This window comes from Larkinella ripae (genome assembly GCF_054780775.1).
On sequence record NZ_BAAGVR010000028.1, the window covers coordinates 985,194 to 1,005,389 of the forward strand.

At 53.2% G+C, this 20,196-nt stretch carries 18 protein-coding genes; 10 read left to right on the forward strand and 8 right to left on the reverse strand.

Going from position 1 to position 20,196, the window contains the following annotated elements:
- Positions 1-48 precede the first annotated feature (48 nt).
- Positions 49-489 (forward strand): response regulator, encoded by a 441-nt coding sequence (locus ACYVHX_RS25930; RefSeq protein WP_460674604.1) that lies wholly within the window; start codon positions 49-51, stop codon positions 487-489.
- Here the strand turns inward: ACYVHX_RS25930 and ACYVHX_RS25935 are convergent, their stop codons facing one another.
- Both ACYVHX_RS25935 and ACYVHX_RS25940 read right to left on the reverse strand, forming a co-directional pair.
- Positions 490-1,494 carry a hypothetical protein gene (locus ACYVHX_RS25935; protein WP_460674605.1) on the reverse strand — a complete coding sequence of 335 codons (1,005 nt, stop codon included), beginning with the start codon at positions 1,492-1,494 and terminating at the stop codon, positions 490-492.
- A gap of 73 nt (positions 1,495-1,567) precedes the next feature.
- The gene (locus tag ACYVHX_RS25940) at positions 1,568-2,998 is read right to left on the reverse strand and encodes an aldehyde dehydrogenase family protein (RefSeq protein WP_460674606.1); all 1,431 of its coding nucleotides are present in this window, start codon (positions 2,996-2,998) and stop codon (positions 1,568-1,570) included.
- A gap of 73 nt (positions 2,999-3,071) precedes the next feature.
- Between ACYVHX_RS25940 and ACYVHX_RS25945 the strand changes: the two genes are divergently transcribed.
- Together ACYVHX_RS25945 and ACYVHX_RS25950 are read left to right on the forward strand one after the other, a co-directional pair.
- A complete protein-coding gene (locus ACYVHX_RS25945) occupies positions 3,072-4,166 on the forward strand; it encodes a helix-turn-helix transcriptional regulator (protein WP_460674607.1) in 1,095 nt (364 codons plus the stop codon).
- 241 nt (positions 4,167-4,407) lie between these two features.
- Entirely contained in the window at positions 4,408-5,949 is a 1,542-nt protein-coding gene (locus ACYVHX_RS25950) for a hypothetical protein (RefSeq protein ID WP_460674608.1), read from the forward strand.
- On the opposite strand, the gene ACYVHX_RS25955 is transcribed toward ACYVHX_RS25950, so the two are convergent.
- From ACYVHX_RS25955 to ACYVHX_RS25970, 4 genes are all read right to left on the reverse strand, one after another.
- Entirely contained in the window at positions 5,950-6,723 is a 774-nt protein-coding gene (locus tag ACYVHX_RS25955; protein ID WP_460674609.1) for a hypothetical protein, read from the reverse strand. It abuts the gene before it with no gap.
- A 45-nt stretch (positions 6,724-6,768) separates the two neighbouring features.
- On the reverse strand, positions 6,769-6,972 hold the full coding sequence (locus ACYVHX_RS25960) for a helix-turn-helix domain-containing protein (protein WP_460674610.1): 204 nt from the start codon (positions 6,970-6,972) through the stop codon (positions 6,769-6,771).
- A gap of 3 nt (positions 6,973-6,975) precedes the next feature.
- On the reverse strand, positions 6,976-7,653 hold the full coding sequence (locus ACYVHX_RS25965; RefSeq protein WP_460674611.1) for a DUF2975 domain-containing protein: 678 nt from the start codon (positions 7,651-7,653) through the stop codon (positions 6,976-6,978).
- A gap of 124 nt (positions 7,654-7,777) precedes the next feature.
- Positions 7,778-8,839, reverse strand: a complete 1,062-nt coding sequence (locus tag ACYVHX_RS25970; protein WP_460674612.1) for an AMP-binding protein — start codon at positions 8,837-8,839, stop codon at positions 7,778-7,780.
- Positions 8,840-9,053: 214 nt separating this feature from the next.
- Here ACYVHX_RS25970 and ACYVHX_RS25975 point away from each other — a divergent pair, with 214 nt between their 5' ends.
- Genes ACYVHX_RS25975 through ACYVHX_RS25985 form a run of 3 tightly spaced genes read left to right on the forward strand, consistent with a single transcriptional unit; the run spans position 9,054 to position 11,420 of the window.
- Positions 9,054-9,512 (forward strand): DUF2452 domain-containing protein, encoded by a 459-nt coding sequence (locus tag ACYVHX_RS25975; protein WP_460674613.1) that lies wholly within the window; start codon positions 9,054-9,056, stop codon positions 9,510-9,512.
- Positions 9,513-9,569: 57 nt separating this feature from the next.
- Entirely contained in the window at positions 9,570-10,394 is an 825-nt protein-coding gene (menB, locus tag ACYVHX_RS25980) for a 1,4-dihydroxy-2-naphthoyl-CoA synthase (RefSeq protein ID WP_460674614.1), read from the forward strand.
- Positions 10,395-10,403: 9 nt separating this feature from the next.
- On the forward strand, positions 10,404-11,420 hold the full coding sequence (locus tag ACYVHX_RS25985; RefSeq protein WP_460674615.1) for a GntR family transcriptional regulator: 1,017 nt from the start codon (positions 10,404-10,406) through the stop codon (positions 11,418-11,420).
- Here the strand turns inward: ACYVHX_RS25985 and ACYVHX_RS25990 are convergent.
- Both ACYVHX_RS25990 and ACYVHX_RS25995 read right to left on the reverse strand, forming a co-directional pair.
- Positions 11,393-12,289 carry an N-acetylmuramoyl-L-alanine amidase-like domain-containing protein gene (locus ACYVHX_RS25990; protein WP_460674616.1) on the reverse strand — a complete coding sequence of 299 codons (897 nt, stop codon included), beginning with the start codon at positions 12,287-12,289 and terminating at the stop codon, positions 11,393-11,395. The two genes, ACYVHX_RS25985 and ACYVHX_RS25990, sit on opposite strands and share 28 nt — an antisense overlap.
- A 180-nt stretch (positions 12,290-12,469) precedes the next feature.
- Positions 12,470-14,206 carry an alpha-amylase family protein gene (locus tag ACYVHX_RS25995; protein WP_460674708.1) on the reverse strand — a complete coding sequence of 579 codons (1,737 nt, stop codon included), beginning with the start codon at positions 14,204-14,206 and terminating at the stop codon, positions 12,470-12,472.
- 263 nt (positions 14,207-14,469) lie between these two features.
- Between ACYVHX_RS25995 and ACYVHX_RS26000 the strand changes: the two genes are divergently transcribed.
- The 4 genes from ACYVHX_RS26000 to ACYVHX_RS26015 all read left to right on the forward strand — a co-directional run bounded on the left by ACYVHX_RS26000 (position 14,470) and on the right by ACYVHX_RS26015 (position 20,135).
- Positions 14,470-16,356 carry a glycoside hydrolase family 13 protein gene (locus ACYVHX_RS26000; protein WP_460674617.1) on the forward strand — a complete coding sequence of 629 codons (1,887 nt, stop codon included), beginning with the start codon at positions 14,470-14,472 and terminating at the stop codon, positions 16,354-16,356.
- A 90-nt stretch (positions 16,357-16,446) separates the two neighbouring features.
- A complete protein-coding gene (gene pgmB / locus ACYVHX_RS26005; RefSeq protein WP_460674618.1) occupies positions 16,447-17,109 on the forward strand; it encodes a beta-phosphoglucomutase in 663 nt (220 codons plus the stop codon).
- Positions 17,110-17,132: 23 nt separating this feature from the next.
- On the forward strand, positions 17,133-17,708 hold the full coding sequence (locus ACYVHX_RS26010; RefSeq protein ID WP_460674619.1) for a DinB family protein: 576 nt from the start codon (positions 17,133-17,135) through the stop codon (positions 17,706-17,708).
- Between the two features lie 48 nt (positions 17,709-17,756).
- Positions 17,757-20,135, forward strand: coding sequence for a glycoside hydrolase family 65 protein (locus ACYVHX_RS26015; RefSeq protein ID WP_460674620.1), 2,379 nt, complete (start codon positions 17,757-17,759; stop codon positions 20,133-20,135).
- Positions 20,136-20,196: the final 61 nt, after the last annotated feature.

The window sequence follows — 20,196 nt, forward strand, 5'->3', positions numbered from 1 at the left end:
CCTTCATTCGCTCATTTCGAGCCATCTGTCCAGTACCCTTGATTGTGTATGTTGCCCAACCGCCCATTTACCATCCTAGTTGCCGAAGACGATGAGGAAGATCGCCTGTTGCTCGACGAAGCCTTTATGCAAAATGGATTGTTCGATTGCGGACGGTTTGTCGAAGATGGGGATCAGGTAATTGACTACCTCCGGAACTGCATTGGCCCTGATGCTTCCAATCCGCTTCCCTCCCTGATCATCATGGACATTAACATGCCGCTCCGCAACGGACTGGAAACTTTGCTGGCGATTCGGTCGGACAACCAATTGAAAAATATTCCGGTTCTGATTTTGACTTCATCGCGCCAGGAAGTTGAAAAAGCCTACCGCATGGGCGCCAATTCCTACCTGGTCAAACCCGTCCAGTTTACCGACCTGATTCAAATGATCGGCGACGTCGCCACCTACTGGCGGGACACGGTTAATCTGCCCTACAGCGAGAACTGATCACGATTTTACCATGTGATACAACACCGAGGCCCGAAAACGCAGCTCCCGGTAGACCTTGTTGTCGAGCAAACCTTTTCCCGTGTAATACCGGTGAATGATGTTTTTACTGTTGCCCTGAAAATGCAGGGTATGTAACGTAATCTCCTGCTTCAGGAATTTATTGTAGGCCACCGGAGAACCGTTTTTCATGACGATCTTTTTACGGCCCAACCCAAATTCGTATTCATTCAGGTTGTAATTCGTCGCCATGCAGATGTTGTGGTCGAAAGCGGACCCGTTCCGGCATTCCGATAAACTCTGAATGCGGGACCGATGCTCTTCGTAAAAAACGTACAAAGCCGTCATATCCGACACGCCCGCACTGTCATTTTTGATGATCTTTTCGGCCCGAATCTGATCCATGAACGCCATCAGCCGTGGTTCCGAATAAAGGTTGATCGCCATCTCACAAAACAGGTTGATGCCTTCCCAGGTCCAGTACGACGAATGGCCCGAAGCCGAGCGAACCCACTGATGATCAACCCCGATGTTATAGGCAGCCAGGCAGGTGTCCAGATTGCTCCGGTTCACGAAAGCCGTGATGTCGGAATAAATCATCACGTCCGAATCGGCCACAAAAACCCGGCTGAACCCTTCCCGTTTCATTAATTCCTTCACCACATACCAGCGCACGAAACAGAACAATTCGTAATCAAATTGGTTGGGCGAGGTGTGCTGATAAACCTGGGTAAAATGGTCGGCTTCTTCGTTTAAATACTCACTGATGTGGTGATGGATGACGAAAGGAAACCGGTTATTGGTCGAATCCCCCAGAAAGTGGATCGGACTGTTGGGATTGGAATGAACAACCTGGCGCAGCGTGAACTCCAGATAAGGACTGTACCCTTTGTGAATAAAAATAATGGGGATGCCGGAGCGATGACCGGGGTTTTCCGTCTGTTTGTGTGAGATTCCGGGAACGGTAATTGAGGACTCAGATTGTACGGCAGAAGTATCGACCATATTTCTTGTTGAGTATAAACTTGGCACTAAGATAGGTATTCCTGCTGATCGACCCAATAGTGCGGCCAAACGTTTAAATGCGTTTCACAAAAAAATCAATGAGCCGGTTTATTTTGTCTGAATATGGCGGGTAAATGTACTGAGTAATCCCGAATTGCCGCTTCACAATTCCCCGCGCATTGGAGAATTCCTGGAAACCGAAAAAACCGTTTGCTTTCCCGATTCCGCTCTGGTTGACCCCCCCAACGGGCAGTTCGGTATGGGCAAAATGAATCATCGTATCGTTGACAACCGTGTTGCCGGCGGTGGTGCGGCTGATCCAGAATTGAACATCGGACTCCCTCCGGCTAAAAATGTACAGGGCCAGCGGTTTTGCCTGGCTGCTCAAAAACCGGACCACTTCTTCCCGCGTATCGTAGGGAATTACAACCAGAATCGGGCCAAAAATCTCCTGCTGCATCACCGCCATTTTTCCCGTAACATTTTCCAGCAACGTGGGTTCGATAAACCGATCGGCAGGGTCCATGCCGCCACCCATGGAAAGCGTGGCTCCTTTTTCCCGCGCGTCTTTCAAAAGGGACTCCAGCCGCTCAAAATGCGGGTCATTGATGATCCGGGCGTAGCTTTCAGACGCCTGAACGCCCCTCCCGTTTTCATCATACATGCTCCGGACGGCTTCCCTGACGGCTTTGACAAACCGACCCGCCACCGACCGCTGAACCATCACAAAATCCGGCGCGACGCAGGTTTGCCCGTTGTTCACCCATTTGCCCCAGGCAACCCGCTGAGCCGCAGCTTCGATGTCGGCGGTTTCGTCGATGATGCAGGGCGATTTGCCACCCAGTTCCAGCGTTACCGAACTGAGGTGCTGGGCCGCAGCCGCCATTACTTTTTTCCCAACGGCGGTGCTGCCCGTAAAGAAAATATGATCGAAAGGCAATTCCAACAAGTTTTGAGCCAACGCAGCATCTCCTTCCAAAACCGCCACTTCGTCCTCCTGAAACAGACTTTCAATCATCTGCCGGATAAAACCGGAGGTGTGCGAACTGACCTCCGACGGTTTGATCAGGGCGGTATTTCCGGCGGCAATGGCCGAAATTAACGGTTTAATACTCAGGTAGAACGGATAATTCCAGGGAGAAATAATGAGCGTGACGCCTTTGGGTTCGTACCGAACGGAACTGCTGGTGCCCAGCAGCGGCATGGGGGTGGAAACCGGCTGCGGTTTCATCCATTGCCGAAGGTTCCGAATGGCTTCCTTGAGCTCGTTGTTGGTCGCAAAAATTTCGGTAAGTAGGGTTTCCGTGGGTGGTTTTCGAAAATCGTCATGCAGTGCCTGAATGATTCCCGCCCGGTTTGCTAGAATGTAGGCCCCCATCTTTTTCAGTTTCGCAATGCGCTCGGCCGCTGTAGTGGCCGCGACAAAGGCCGAATGCTGCCGTTGCGCATCAAAAATTTCCCGAATCCGTGTTCTGTTTTCCCGATCAAAAACCGCGCTGTTCATGCCCTGAGTACGTTTTCATTAAAAAGATCGAAATAATACAGAAATACTAATATTTTTGTCAAAACGCCACCCCATGAGTATTGTCAGTAATAACATCAAGTACCTCCGCCGACTGAACGGGTTGACGCAGGAGCAGTTTGCCCGCCGGATCGGCATCAAGCGATCGCTGCTGGGGGCTTATGAAGAAGCCCGCGCCAACCCCAACCTGGACAACCTGATGTCCATTGCCCGGGCGTTCAACACCACGGTCGATAATTTACTGAAAAGTGATTTACGGAAAATTCGGGAAACGCCGGATTTGTCCCTCCCCCTGGATCGTTCATCGTCTGATAACCACCCTAAAATCCCGGCTTCATTTCCGGCATCCCCCCTGCCCAAAGATATTCAGGAAACCGATCATCCGGCTACCGCACCCAAATCATTATCGGCGGTTCTGGAAAAATATTACCAGCAACCCGCCACCAAACCAGCGGCCGGTTTTCAAAAACCGGTCGACCCTACACCGCGGATCAAACTGGTGTCGCAACGGATCATTCCGCGACCGGTTTCGCACCGCGAGGGCTTTTCGCCGTTTACCCTGCCCCGCCCAGAGCCAGTCGCCCCGCCGTTGTCGTTCAACAATGCCTACGAAAATGCCCGGACCGGTTCCAAACCGGAGAGCGAACGCCATACTCACCCGGTTCAGGAAGCGACCAACACCATCCAGTGGGTGCAGAAACGCCAGTATTCGGATTATATGCAGCGTTACCAGCAACCCGAATTCCTGAACCGGCTGGCTGTTTTACAACTGCCCCTGTTACCCCCTGACACCTACCGGGCTTTCGAAGCGGGCGACGAGTTTGTGTATCCCGGTGCGATGCTCATTGGAAAATTCGTCCGGAACTGGTACGATATTGCCGATGGAAAACTGTACATTCTGCTGGTGCAAAGCCAGGGAATCCTGTGCCGCCGGGTTTTCAATCAGGTTAAAACGAAGGGCATGTTGCTGTTGTCTTCCGAAAATGCATCGGTCAGCACCCGCGAAGTGCCCATCCGTGAGGTGCTGGAAGTCTGGGAAGTGGCCGCTTTCATCAGCCAGCAAATGCCCGAAGTCCCGCCGTCCCTCGACGGAATCAGAAGTCTGGTGGAAGATTTACAGTATGAGCTGGATCGGATTCAGAAAAAATAATTCCTATTTTAACGCCCGATTTTTGTACAGGCTTTCGTAAAGCCGGTCCCAATAACGTCCTATCTACAAGGCTGTGAACACCTTATCACTTTCCAGAAAAAAAATTCCCAAACCGCTTGGCGCAAAAATTTTCAATGGGTTTACCAGCGTAGTGTGCGGCTCTGTCATTCTTTTTTTTATCTATTACGTTGCCACATATTCCCTTAATTTCCCTTTTCAGGATGACAACAGTTTGTTGTCAGTGATAACCGAGGTACGAAAAGGCCTCGGCTGGAAGCACAACCTGTACGCTTTTTTCCGGGCCGAAAATGACCACCGGCTGTTTCTCCCCCGCCTGATCGCGTACCTGGATTACGTCCTGTTTGGCTACCTGAATTTCAAAAATTACATCCTGATCGCCACGATCAACCTGGTACTGGTTACCGGTTTTATCTATCAGCTATTCCGGCAAACCAAACTGCCTTTCTACTATTTTCTTCCGATTCCGTTCTTTATCTTTCAGCCTCAGTATCACGAGGTTAGCTTCTGGGCGCTGACCGGTCTGCAACACACCTTCCTGCTTCTGCTGCTCAGTGTGTGCCTGACGCTGCTCAAAAAACCGGCTTCGTCCCTTCGCCTGGGTCTGGCCATCGGACTGGCCGGACTGGCAACCTTCACCCACGGAAACGGCATTCTGGTTTTTGCCACCGGCGGCTATTTTCTGTTGATTGAACGGCACTACAAAACCGTGGTGATCTGGCTTCTGGCCATGCTGGCGGCCCTGGGATTTTACCTGATCGGGTACACGCCCGGCAGTGGAGTTCGCAGCAGCGTCAACTGGGCGTATCTTCCGGCGTCTTTTTTTGCGAAAATCGGAGCAATCTTTTCGGTATGGCACCAGCTTTCGTTCGCCGGACCCATCATCTGGGGGCTGCTTATTAGCGGGATGGTCATTCCGGCAATGATCTCCCGCTTGGTGGATTCGGTCAAAAATCCCCATTCGCGGCATCCGCTGACCAATCCGCTGTATGCCTATTTCTGTTTTATCTTCCTGACGATTGCGTTGATCACGGTTTTTCGGGCCGGCTCCGAAATTATTCTGGAAAACCGCTTTAAGGTTTACGCAGCGTTCAGTTCCGTCTTTTTTTACCTGTTTCTGCTGCTGCGTTTTGACGATTGGCGCAAACCGATCCTGGTTTCTTTCGGTGGATTTGCCGCCCTTTTCTATCTAAATTCCTTCTACCACTACACCCCCGAAGTGGCGGATAAATACAGCCGGGCCGTAGCAGACACGTATAACTGGCCCCAAAACCAGACGGAACTGTGTAATTTCTATCCAATCGACAACAGCCTGCATTTCCTGCTACCGGCCTACCGGGAAGGCTACTGGCGGGTGCCCAACGTCCTCGGAAATGTTGATCAACTGGTGGATCGTGCGCTTCACCCGTCCTTTAAATCCTTTCCCTTCCTGACGCAGTACTTCCTGCATCCGGCCGGCGGCCATCCCCAGCTTTTTATCGAGATCAACCAATTCCCCTTCCAACGGCGTAGCCTGAGCGACAACCTATTTATTATCCTGCGGGATGAGGGTCAGCAGAAAACGTACCTGACCGGAACCGTGCCCAAGGTAGCGGGCTGGCGTCGTTTGCTCACCGAAGGCTCGTATTTCGGCCCCGGTTTTTCAACGACGATTCCGCTGGAAGCCATGCAGGCTGGTAAGTATACGCTGGGTTCCATGCTCATCAGGGCCAACCGGCAACCCGAAATCATTATGACCCATCAAACTGTCAGCGTGAAGCAGTAATCAGATCAGCCGGGCCAGCGCTTTCCGAAGTTTGTTGACGGCAGCCTCTTCGCCCGTCACCGCCGTGCCGAGCTCGTACCATTCGGGAGTGCCAAGGTTCAGAAACCGGCCGGTTTTCCGGGGCAAATTAGGCAGCGCTTCCTCGCTGTTGTATTCAACCCCATACACGATTTCCATAAGTCCCTTGAGTTCGGGCCAGGGTAGGCTGGTGGCCTGATTCTGGTTGTCGCGCCGGTTTTCCAGCCGGGCTTCCCGCCGACTAAAGGAAGCCGTCAGATGGGCCTCTGCGCGATTTCCCCCATCAATTTCAACGTACGTTATTTCGAACGGTTTTTCTTTTTCCGAAACCTCGTAAATCGCCTGAATCAATTCCTGACTTAAAAACTGCCATTCCGAACGATGTGAGGGGGCGCCGGAAAGGGTGTTCTGGTCTTTTTGTTCAATGGCGACCAGAAAATAATCCTGATCGTCACTCAGTTTCTCTTCATCGAACGGTTTGATTTGGGTCTTTTGAACCAGATTTTCCACAGTTTGCCGCCAGACAGCCGGTAGCTCACCCGTCCACTGGTAATCATCGTTGCTGGTGAATCCTTCGCCGATAATTTCGTCCTCCTCCAGTTCATCCCGTTCGGTGTACGTCAGGGTCAGGTCAATAGCCAGCCGGTTTTCAGCCGACGAACGCAGGGTAATGGTAAAAAAATGGGCGTACGGGGGCGGCACGACCAGGGCGGTCTGATACCGTATTTCCAGGCTTTTAAAACGATGATCAATCATGGTAGGCGGTTTGTTAAGGGACAAAGATACGCCGGAAAACCGTACTCATTTCGTATACTCCAGAATATCGGCGGGCTGACAATCGAGCACGTCGCATAGCTTTTCGAGCGTGGAAAACCGGATCGCTTTGGCTTTCCCGGTTTTCAGAATTGAGAGGTTGGAAAGCGTAATGTCAACGTGTTCGGCCAGTTCCGACAGTGACATTTTGCGACGGGCCAGCATGACATCCAGATTAACAACAATCGGCATGGGTTAAACGGTTAAGGCGTTTTCTTCCTGAATCGACAGGCCGCGCTGGTAAATGATAGCAATCGCGTAGACAATCAGACCGGTAATAAAACCGCTTCCGATTTCGGTCATCAGGTCAAAACCGGGATTTGAAAGGTGCTGCTCAACCAATCGATTGAAAACAAGGTAATGAATCAGTTTCAATCCATCGGAAACCGCAAATAATAGCGCCAGCCGCACCAGGTTATTCGAAATACCCGCCTTGAATGGCTCGCGGACGCTGGCTTCGCTGAATATTCTTCTGAATAACCCCAAAATACCTATGACCAGCAGGCAGTTCAGCATGACTACGGCGAATGAATAATAACCCAGCACCGATTTCGGCTTAATTTCCAGGCGGTACCGGTTGACGATGGGATGAAATTGAAGCAGACTGTCCGCCGAAAAGGCAGTCCCGGGCTCCCGACCATCCATTCGCATCCGGATGGGGCCTCCGCTGTCGAATAGAAACGCGCCGGAACCGGTTCCGGTCACCTTATGGGCTACCACCTCGTGACTAAACTGGGCACTGCGATCCGGGGTGGGATTGCCAAAAAAACCCAATACACCCTTCGCAAATACCAGTACCGTAATGGCAATCATGGCGTAATACAGAAAGCTGGTGCCGATCCGGAGAAAAGAAAAAATGAATTGAGGTTTCATACGATTTGCGTTTATGTCATGGGGCAAAGATAGCATTGACATAGTTGATGAACAATAATTATTTATCGTTTTTCAACAAATAATTATTGTTCATCAACTACCCTATTCATACCCGTACGCAATCTTATGAAGAGCGGATTGCCGTGACAATGGCCTTTTTATCAATTTTGCCAGTGGGCGTTTCGCTAAAAACCGGGTAGTATAAAACGTGTCTCGGCACTGCGTAAGGGCCAAGTTTTTCCCGAATAGCGGTTTTAACGGCTTCAAGCCGGTTTTCGGCCCAATGCGATTCGGCTTCCAGAAACAAGGCGACCTGCTGGCCCAGGCGCTCGTCCGGAAGGCCATAAATAAAAAACCGGGTGGCCTTCAGGTCCGGCGGCAGGACTCCCAAAATCACGTCTTCGATTTGTTCCGGCAGTAGTTTCACGCCCCCGCTGTTGATGATCGAATCGGCCCGACCCAGCAGGTGAAACCGGCGCGCATCCAGCAATTCCACAACGTCGTTGGTCTGTACGGTTTCGAAATCCGTCGCTTCGGCTCGGATATACAAACAACTCCGTTCATCGACGCCGATTTCCACACCCTCCAGCGCCCGGAAAACCGCCGTTTGATCGGGGCCGTTGATCCGCCGGATGGCAATGTGCGAGACGGTTTCGGTCATCCCGTAGGTGCTGAAAACCGGAGCCTCAATGCGTTGTAATCGATCGGCCAGCGCCCGGTCCACACTGGCACCACCCACCAGAATGGCCTTCATTTGGTTCAAAATCGGGAGGGCCTGAGCGGGATTCTCAAGCATGGTTTGCATCTGGAGCGGAACAAAAGCCGCGAAGGCAAAGTGATCGGTTTCGGGATTGAACTGGTGAATGGGATTCGACGAAGGCTCCACCACCGTCAGCTCCAGACCCAGTTCCAGACCCCGCACCAGCATCATCAGCCCGGCAATGTAGCGGACATTTAAACAAACCAGCGCCCGGTCGCCCGGTTTCAGGCCAAACGTCTGGCCGGTCAGCCGGGCACTGGCCTGCATCTGGCGACGGCTCAGGGAAATGGGTTTGGGCGTGCCGGTCGAGCCGGAGGTGTGCAGCACAAAGCGCGACTGACCGGAAAGCCATTCACGACAAAATTCAACAGCCCGGGCTTCGGATTCGGTTTGGGGTTCGGGCAAATAACCGGGAGCGATTCGCATGCGTTGTACGGAATGAATCGCAAAAATACGCTACTTTTGCCCCGATTTTGTTACTCCGGCGAGGTTAAAGAAATAATCCCGAAAACCGTAAACCCTGGGTAATTCATGAAGAACGCCTTTCCGGTCGAAAATTACGGCTCCTTTTTAAGGCGCGCTGACAACGATAAACCGGTTTTGCTGTCTTACCAGGTAAACGAAAGCCAGCCCACACGCTATGATTGATGAAGAGTTTGAAAATCCGATTTCGGTCGATAAAGTAACGGACAAACCGGGTCTGCTCGAGTACGCCCATTCGGTGGGCAGCGCCCTGATCAAACCGGAGGACAAAGGCAAAATGAAGGGCCGGGCCGTCACGGCCATGCGCGAACAAACCGACCTGCAATTGTCGCAATTGTACCGCCAGATGCAGCTCCTGGCCGAGCAGGCAACGGCCATCCGCAACCGCGTAGAAGTGTCGGAACGGATTTACGACGCGCAGATGGGTTTCGAGCCCATTGTCGGACATACGTATTATTTTTACGAGAAAAAAGACGGTACCGATGTGCTGTCGATGATTGCACCCAACGAGTGGGGACGGGTGTATCCGTTCCGGCGGTGCGTGGCCACCGTGCGCATGATGGCCGATCATACGTGGGATGTTCAGTATCACGACAGCGAATTTTCGGAAGAATAATCAAACCGGACCGGCTTTCAGCGCAGTCAGCCAGTTAACCCTTTAAATTTCAACCCCATGCAGCGTCAATATTCCTGGGAAACCATCAAAGAATACCGTGAGATTTTATTTCAGTATTACGAGGGAGTCGCCAAAATCAGCATCAACCGACCCGAAAAACACAACGCCTTTACGCCCCTGACCGTCAAGGAGATGAGCGAAGCGATGGAACTGGCCCGCCAGGATGACCGGGTCGGGGTTGTCATCCTGACCGGCGAAGGCGGAAAAGCGTTTTGCAGCGGTGGTGACCAGTCGATTCGCGGGCACGGCGGCTACGTCGGTGAAGACAGCGTGCCGCGCCTGAACGTTCTCGATTTGCAAATGCAGATCCGGCGCATTCCCAAACCAGTGGTAGCGATGGTGGCTGGTTGGGCCATTGGCGGAGGGCACGTCCTGCACGTGGTCTGCGACCTGACCGTTGCCGCCGATAATGCCCGGTTTGGCCAAACCGGCCCGAAAGTGGGCAGCTTCGACGGCGGTTTTGGCGCTTCGTACCTGGCCCGGATTGTCGGACAGAAAAAAGCCCGTGAAATCTGGTACCTCTGTGATCAGTACGACGCGCAGGAAGCCCTGCAAATGGGGCTGGTCAACAAAGTTGTGCCCCTCGACCAACTGGAAGAAACGACGATGGAATGGTGCCGTAAAATGCTGGAGAAAAGCCCGATTGCCCTGCGGATGCTGAAGGCGTCTTTCAACGCCGAACTGGATGGCCAGGCGGGTATTCAGCAACTGGCGGGTGATGCCACCCTATTATATTATCTATCGGATGAAGCGAAAGAAGGCAAAGACTCGTTTTTAGAAAAACGCAAGCCTGATTTCAGCAAGTTTCCAAAATTCCCCTAAGCCTAACCCATGATTGATCTGCATATTGAATCGCAGTCGAGTGTTCCGAAATACCGCCAGATTGTCAACGCGGTGATCAACGGCATTGAAATAGGGACCCTCAAACGGGACCAGCAACTGCCGTCGATCAACGAACTGAGCGAAGAATATTACCTGGCCCGCGACACCGTCGAGAAAGCTTATAACTACCTGAAAAAAGAAGGCATTATTCAGGCCGTGCAGGGCAAGGGTTTTTTCATCCGGCGCGAGGGACCGGGTCAGGTGCGGGTTCTGCTGCTGATCAACAAGTTTAGTGCCTACAAAAAAATCATTTACTATTCGCTGGTGAACGCACTGGGCCACAATGCGGTCGTTGATTTACGCATTCACCACCACAGCGCCCAGCGGTTTAAGAAATTGCTGGAAGAAAACCTCGGGCAATACCATTACTACGTGGTGATGCCGCATTTTTACGAAGAAACCGAGCAGGTTAACGTCGTGAAGTTGCTGGAACAGATTCCGGCCAACGAACTGATTATTCTGGACCGCGAAATTTCGGAATTACACGGCCCGTATTCGGTGGTCTACCAACAATTTGACCGCGACATTTATGAAGCGCTGGAATCCGGTCTGGATGTGCTGGCCAAATACCAGAAGCTGATTCTCGTCTTCCCCAAAGAGGTTTATTACCCGCGCGAGATCGTCCGCGGTTTTCGCAATTTCTGCGTGCATTACCACAAAGAATTTGAGTTGCTGGATACCCTAACGGGCCGCGAACTTCAGCCGGGCACGGCTTACATAGTGCTGGAAGACGGCGATCTGGTCGAGCTGGTCCGGCAAGTCAAGCAGCGGGGCCTGCAACTGGGGCAGGACATTGGCGTGCTGGCGTTTAACGAAACACCCCTGAAGGAAGTGCTGGCCGACGGAATTGCCGTGCTTTCGACCGACCACGAGAAAATGGGCGAAACAGCCGCCCGCTTAATTTTGGAAAAGCGGCACGAAAAAGTAAAAAATCCGTTTCAATTGATTCGGCGGGCTTCACTGTAGGCCATCTGCTGCCAGGCGGTTTCGTTCAACCGCGCCACCCGAATCCCCGAAAACTGGCGGTTCCACTGCACATACTCGGCCAGCGGTTCCTCAGAAATCATCACTTCGCCATACTGCGACGAAGCGTGCAGCAGGTGCGCTCTCGGTACGCCATCCAGTCCGGTTTTCCAGACCACGAAACCGACGTGTTTCATGTCCAATCCGGGCCGCGAAGCAGTCAGCATGATGATATCCCCTTCTTTCAGGCTGCATTCAATGTCTTTGATCTGTTTTTTGGGAATAAACCAGAAGCTTTGCTGACTGATGGCCGATTCGACCAGGGCAATCTGCTGACGGGTTGGCGGATCCGAAAGTTGCGGATACTTCCAGGTGGACTGGGTCATGTACGACACCGGTTTGGATACCTGCATCCCGCCAATCCGGCGCGTCACATCCTGAAGAATGCCTTTCTGTTCGTTGTCGGCCAGCCATTCGGAAAAGTAGTGCAGGCGGCTGGCAAAACCTGCGATTCGGCCGTTGCGGTAGCGAATCTGGGTCAGGTTCCGACGGTACAGCTGATCAAACCGGGCCGAGTCCCTTTCGTTCGTCAGCTGGTGCCGCGACAAGGCCAGCGCCAGGGTGGTTTCCAGAAAAGTAGTGCAGTCGAACGTTTTGAAATTGATTACCAGCTGCTCCGTTTCGTAGCCTTCGAGGGTGTGAGCGACGTAGGGCCGGCTCAGAAACGACTTCCCGATGGCTACGGCCGTTTCGGCTGGGTGGCTTCGGGATGCGGTTTTTGCGTGCCGGAGCGCAAAATCAGGCGTAAGCTCCTGAGCAAAGGATGGGGTCAATAGCAAAATCGCTACCAGGCCGGTAAACAATTTCTTCATGCAGTTACGGTGATTAAGAAAGCCGGTAAGGTCTGGCGTGAAAATACAAAAAAACCGCAAAACAATATGCTGGCTTCCCAATCCAGGCCCATTCGCGCCGAATAATTTTAAATCAATAACTTATTTGCCGAAACGGCCAAAGAATCTATTTTTTAGCCTCAGCAACTCTACTGGTATGACCTACTTGATTTCCAGCACCAGCACGCCCAGGGGCGGCACTTCGACGGGCACCCCGGCACTGGCGGCCGCTTTCAACCGGGTTTTGGTCCGGAAAATATCCGCAAACGAATAGGTTTTGGCCCCGTCCAGCTTCATGGCTTTCCAGGCTTCCGCCGGAATCCGAACCGTGGTTTTAGCCGGTTTTTCTTTGTCGAAATTACAAACAATCAGCAGCTTTTGCTGCGACGAATGCCGCAGGTAACCATACAGCCGGTGCGGATCGTAGCCACCGGTTGAATTGGCGTACTGAAGATCGTAAAAACCGCCGGTACGGATGGCGTGGCTGCCGTTGACCAACTGGTTGAGCTGCTGATAAAACTTTCGCAATTCCTTCTGGTTAGCATTCAGTTTCCCCCCATCAAACCGGGCCGATTCTCCCCCACTCGCATTCGTCCAGGCCTGGTATTCCGGGATGCCCCAGTAATCGAAAATCGTCGTGCGGCCATCTTCCCCCTGAAAACCCTCGGCCTGAGTGGGATTCACGCCCAGCTCCTGCCCGAAATAAATCATCAGGGGACCGGTGTGCAGGGTGGCCGACAAGGTCATGGCCGGCACCGCCGTCCACGGATCATGGGCAAAAAACCGGGATGCAATGCGCTGCTCGTCGTGGTTTTCCAAAAACCGCAGCATATGATTCGCGTAGTCGCCCGACTCCTGTTGCCAGACCCGGGTAATCTTCTCCACCGAACCGCGGCCTTCCATCAGTTCGCGCAGGGCATCGTACAACCCCACTTTGTCGTACAGGTAATCGAACTTGCCGGTGAAAATGTAATTACGGTATTGCTGCGGATTGTAAATCTCGGCAATGAAAATAATCCCCGGTTTGGCGGCTTTCACCTGCGGAATGGCCCACCCCCAAAACTCGACCGGCACCATCTCGGCCATGTCGCACCGAAAACCGTCGACGCCCTTTCCGGCCCAGAATAGCAGAATATCCCGCATTTTTGTCCAGGTTGACGGAACCGGGTCGAAGTGCGTCTGGCGATTGTTTTGGTAATCGACCCCGTAGTTGAGTTTGGTGGTTTCAAACCAGTCGTTAATGTCGGGCTGGGCCCTGAACACATCGTTGCCCGTCGCCCGGGCGGGATGTTCCGAATAAGCGACCGGGGGCGTTTCGGGGATCACGACCCCATCCGGAACGTGAAACGACTGTTCGGGCAGGTAATAAAAGTTATTCTGGGGATGAAACGCCCGGCTGGTGTCATCTCCTTCGCCCAGATCCTGCACCCCCGCCGGTTTAGCGTCCGAATCATACTGGCGCGCAACGTGGTTGGGAATAAAATCAATGATGACTTTCAGATCGTTGGCGTGCGAACGCTTCAGCAAATCCTCGAATTCCCGCATCCGGTTTTTGACGTCAACGGCCAGATCGGGATTGACATCGTAATAATCCTTGACGGCATACGGCGAACCGGCCCGCCCTTTGACCACCGCCGGATGATCTTTCCGGATGCCAAATTCCGAATAATCGGTCATCAGCGCGTGTTCAATGATTCCGGTGTACCAGACATGCGACACTCCGAATTTTTTCAGCTCCTGCAGGGCTTTCGCCGTGATGTCATTGAACTTCCCGACGCCGTTTTCGTCGCGGCTTCCCCAGGGTTTGTTGGTGGTGTTCTCATTCCCGAACAGACGGGTAAAAATTTGGTAGATTATGAGCTTGTCCGATTTCTCTTCCTGCGGTTCCGAGGTATCCATGCGTAACTGAATGGGTTCATGAGCAAGGCCCGCAACGGTGTGCAGCAGGCCCGTGGCAACCAGCGCGGCCGTAAAGGTCCGGCGGTTCAGGGTTGCTGTTTGGGTGACCGATTTGCGGGTTTCCATGGTCAAGTTACAAATTTACAAATGCTGACCAGACCCGTCTGGTCGGATTCGGGCGCAAATTCGAAAACTACTGGCAAAATGAAAAGAAATCCTTTATTTTGACATATATTGAAACCGCGCCAATCCCTGTTATCCGTATGAATCGTGTCGTTCCCGCCCTTTTTCTGCTTGTCCAACTAATTCTGATTGCCTCCATCGACGCCCGGTCCCAAACCGCAGCCATTCAGCGCATCGACCCAAGCAACTGGTGGGTCGGTATGAAAAACCAGAATCTGCAATTGATGGTGTACGGCCCCAAAGCCGGTTCGATGACGTATTCGATTGCGTACCCGGGTGTAAAACTCATAAAAACTCACAAAGCCGAAAATGCCGATTTTGCGTTTCTGGACCTGAGCATTTCGCCCGCGGCCAAACCGGGGACCTTCCGGCTGGTCGGCAGAAACGGCGCAAAAACCGTATCCCGGCCTTACGAACTCAAACCCCGCACCACCGGCCCCAAAGGCCAGGGGGTTTCGTCCGCCGATTTCATTTACCTGATCATGCCCGACCGCTTTGCGAACGGCGACCCGGCCAACGATGCCTTTCCGGACCTACTCGACACCAAAGCCGACCGCTCGATTCAGCACTTGCGGCACGGGGGCGATCTCCAGGGCATCACCCACCACCTCGATTATTTGCAGGATCTGGGCGTCACGGCGATCTGGATGACCCCGGTGCTGGTCAATGACGAGACGTTGAAGCAGGAAGCCCCCGACCGGATGCAGGCGGGGTACCACGGGTATCATTTTACCGATCATTACCAGATTGACAAGCGGTTTGGCGGCAACGACGGCTACCGTAAATTTGCGCAGACGCTGCACCAGCGCGGCCTGAAACTGGTGCAGGATGCCGTTTACAACCACGTCAGCGACGACCACTGGCTGTATAAAAATCAACCCTTCAAAGACTGGTTCAACCAGTGGCCGGGCTACACCGGCAGCTCGCACAAGGAGCAGGCGCTGTACGATCCGTATTCGTCCGCTTCGGACCGGAAAGTGCTGCTCGATGGCTGGTTTACGCCGTTTCTGCCCGACCTCAACCTGCGCAATCCGTTTCTGGCCACTTACCTGATTCAGCACGCAGTTTGGTGCACGGAGCTGTTTTCACTGGATGCCTGGCGGGTGGATACCTATAAATACAACGACCTGAACTTCCTGAACCGCTGCAATCAGGCGCTGCTGACCGAGTTTCCCAACCTTCATATTTTCGGCGAAGCCTGGGTGGGTAATCCGGTCGCGCAGGCGTTTTTTGTCAAAAATAAAATCGACCAGCCGTTTAAATCGAATCAGCCGGGCGGACTGGATTTTGTGCTGTACGATGCCACGAACGCGGCCCTGCGCGAGGAGTTCGGCTGGGATACGGGCGTCAACCGGTTTTATCAGGCCCTGACCACCGACGGTTTGTATACTGATCCGCAAAAACTGGTTACGTTTCTGGAAAACCACGACACCGACCGGTTTTTGTCGGTGATCGGTGATGATTTTGCCAAATACAAAATGGGCGTTACCTGGCTGCTGACGACGCGCGGCATTCCCTCCTGGTATTACGGCACCGAAGTTCTGATGAAAAACACCAAAAATCCGTCCGATGCCGAGGTGCGCCGGGATTTTCCGGGCGGTTTTCCGGGCGACCGGGAAGATAAATTTACCGCAGACGGACGGAGCAAAAAGGAAAATGAAGCCTTCGATTTTGTCCGAAAACTGGCAAATTACCGAAAAAACACGCCCACCTTGCAATCCGGCAAGCTGATGCAGTACGTTCCGCAGTTGGGCACCTACGTGTACTTTCGTTACGACAACGCCAAAACCGTCATGGTGGCAACCAACTCGACCGCGGCCGATATTGACCTGGACATGAGCCGGTTTACCGAACGGACCAAAGGGTTTACGAAAGCCCGGAATATGCTCACCGACGAAACCCTGGACCAACTCACTACCGTGAATTTGCCCGCGAAAACCGCCGTTGTTTTGGAACTTATAAAGTAATTTTTTGGCCTTGAAAACTGGGGATGGTTGGCGGACAAGTGCATTTTTATTGCTTTCTTGCAGAAAACAACCTGACTGAACTGACAGCCAATGCCCATTAAAGCTCTGCTATTTGACCTCGACGGGGTCATTGTCGATACCGCCATTTTCCACTACCAGGCCTGGCGACGCATGGCCAACACCCTCGGTTTTGACATTTCGGAGGAATTCAACGAACAACTCAAAGGCATCAGCCGAACCGAATCGCTGGACCTGATTCTGGCGCACGGCGAACTGACCCTTTCCGACGAAAGGAAAGCGGAACTGGCCACGCAGAAAAACGACTGGTACCTCGAACTGGTTTCGCAGATGACGCCCGCCAACATCCTGCCGGGGGTGACAGACTTCTTTGCCCAGGTAAAAACCGCCCGGCTGAAAACCGCCCTGGGATCGGTCAGTAAAAACGCCCGGCTGATTCTGGAACGCATCGGAATGCTCGATGATTTCGACGCCATCATCGACGGCACGAAAATCAGTCGGGGCAAACCCGATCCGGAAGTGTTTTTGAAGGGAGCCGCCGAGCTGGGCGCGCAAGCGGACGAATGCCTGGTGTTTGAAGATGCCGTGGCCGGCATTGAAGCCGCCAAACGGGGTGGGATGCTGGCCGTGGGCATTGGCGACCCCGCGGTTTTAACGCGGGCCGATCTGGTGGCTGGTTCTCTGGCGGACCTGACGCTGGCCCGGGTTCTGGCTTTATCGGCGGTGAATCGCTAACGGTTTCTCAATCCATCCAACCCATGCAGAAACTTGAAACGGCACAACAGCTTCAGGAGCGGATCAGGGCGGTGCTGGCCATCGTCGAGCGCGAATTCCGGCCCCTGACCGACGAGCAACTGAACTGGAAACCAGACACCCGGCAGTGGAGCATCACGCAGTGTTTGCAGCATTTGAACCTGGCCGAGCGGTTTTACATCCGGAATCTCCAGAAGAAAGTCGATGACCTGGGCCTGATCCAAACCCAGCCAACCGACCAGACCCTGGAATCGGGTCTGGCCGGGCGACTGCTGCGGTACCTGGTGGATCCGCAAACGAAATTGAAACAGCCGGCTCTGTCGTTCATGAAACCGCGAAACGACCTGAATGGCCGGGACGTGATGCACCAGTTCATGGAGTTACAGCAGCTTTTGCTCGAGTTGCTCGACAAGGCCCTTTACCTCGACTGGAATCACGAAAAGATGATGACGCTGTTTGGCAACTGGCTCAAAATCAACGTGGGCGATGCGATGCAGATGCTGGTCGCGCACACGGAACGGCACATCAATCAGGCGCTGCGGGTGAAGCAGCAGGCCGGCGGTTTTTTAAAAATTACTTAATCTAAATGCGGTTTTATCACACTTAGCTTTCTATAAATCCTGTACCGAATGAAACAATACCTCAAACACGACCCCTGGCTGATTGTTGAAGAGGAGTTCCACCGTAGCTACAACGAAATTACCGAAAGCGTCATGAGTCTGGGAAACGGGCGCATGGGCCAACGGGGCAATTTTGAAGAAAACTTTTCAGGCAAAACGCTCCAGGGCAACTACATTGCCGGCGTGTATTATCCCGACAAAACCCGGGTGGGCTGGTGGAAAAACGGCTATCCCGATTACTTCGCCAAGGTGCTGAATGCGGCCAACTGGATCGGCATCGACATTACCATCGAATACGAAACCCTCGACCTGAACACCTGCGAGGTCCGCGATTTTCGGCGGGTGCTGAACATGCGGGAAGGCTACCTGGAACGCTCGTTTGTGGCGGTTTTGAAAAGCGGCAAAGAACTCCGGGTCATTACCCAGCGGTTTTGCTCCATTGTTGACGACGAAGCCGGGGCCATTCGCTACAGCCTGACACCCCTGAATTTTGACGCTAAAATTACCGTAGAACCGTACATCGACGGCAACATCCGCAACCGGGATTCCAACTACGATGAAACCTTCTGGGACGAGGTGCGGAAAGAAACCGGCTATGGCGAAGGCTACATCGAGCTGCGGACCCGAAAAACCGGTTTTCACGTCTGTTCGGGCATGTGCGTGGAGATTGAGCAGGACGGCGTCCGGGTTGATTTCCAGTCGCAGCCCATCCGGCGGGAAAAATACGTGGCCAACCGCATGACCCTGGATTGCCAGCAGGGGCAGAAAACCGTCGTTTATAAATACGCGGCCAATCTGTCGTCGCTCAATTACGACTCGGATTCGCTGGTATCGGAAACCCACAAATACATCCAGCGCATCACCCGCAAAGGCTTCGACCGGATGTTGCTCGATCAGCAGCAGGCCTGGGCCGACAAATGGAAAACCAACGATATTACCATTGAAGGCGATGCGGCCGCCCAGCAGGGAATCCGGTTTTGCATTTTTCAGCTCAATCAAACTTATACTGGTGAGGACGAACGGCTGAACATTGGGCCGAAAGGCTTCACCGGCGAAAAATACGGCGGTTCTACGTACTGGGACACCGAAGCCTACTGTTTGCCGTTTTATTTGTCCACCGCCGATCAGAAGGTGGGCCGGAATCTGCTCCGGTACCGGTATAAACACCTCGAAAAAGCCATCGAAAACGCGCGAAAACTCGGTTTTAAAGCCGGGGCCGCGCTCTACCCGATGGTGACCATGAACGGCGAGGAGTGCCACAACGAGTGGGAAATCACGTTCGAGGAAATTCACCGCAACGGGGCCATCGCCTACGCCATTTACGACTACGTGCGGTATACGGGGGATGAAACGTATCTGGTCGACTACGGCCTGGAGGTGTTAATCGCCATCAGCCGGTTCTGGAGCCAGCGCGTCAACTGGTCGGAAGCCAAACTACAGTACGTGATGCTGGGCGTGACGGGCCCGAATGAATACGAAAATAATGTCAACAACAACTGGTACACCAACTACCTGGCCGTCTGGACGCTGCGTTACACCGTTGAAGCCGTTGGCCGGGTGAAGGCGCTGAATCCCGAAAAGTTTACGGAACTGTGCGATCGGATTCACTTCCGGGAAGAAAAGGAAATCGCGACGGCGACGCACATTATTGATAACATTCACCTCCCCTACGACGAAAACCGGCGGGTATTTTTGCAGCAGGAGTCGTTTCTGGACAAGGAACTGATGCCGGTTAGCGACATTCCGAAGGGCCAGCGTCCGTTGAACCAGCATTGGTCGTGGGACCGGATTCTGCGCTCGTGTTTCATCAAACAGGCCGACGTTTTGCAGGGCATTTATTTTTTTGAGGACGAGTTCGATGCGGAGACTATTCGCCGGAATTTCGACTTTTACGAACCGATGACCGTCCACGAATCCTCCTTGTCGCCTTGTGTTCACTCGGTGCTGGCCTCGAAGCTGGGCATGAAAGCGAAAGCCTGCGAAATGTACCTGCGCACGGCCCGGCTGGATCTCGACGATTACAACAATGACACGGAAGACGGCTGCCACATTACGTCGATGGCCGGAAGCTGGCTGGCGGTGGTCAAAGGCTTCGGCGGTTTTCGGATTCAGAACGATAAGGTGGTGCTGAGCCCGAATTGCCCCGACAACTGGGAATCGCTGGCCTTCAAAATCCGGTTCCGGGGTGCGCTGCTGGAGGTAAAAGTGACCCAAACCGAGGTGTCGGTGGAGAACTTTTCGGATCAGCCGGTTAAAGTGATTCTGCTGGAAAAACCGCTGGTCCTGAATGGCAAAAGTCTTCAAACGGTCCGGAAAACCGCTGCTGCGGGAGCCCGTTCCGAAACGGAAGAAACCGCTGCGCTTTCCGACGAAACGGGAACGAAATAAGGGATTGGGCCAAAACCAAATGGTTGGGAATGCGTTAAGAAAATACCGGCACACATCCGGT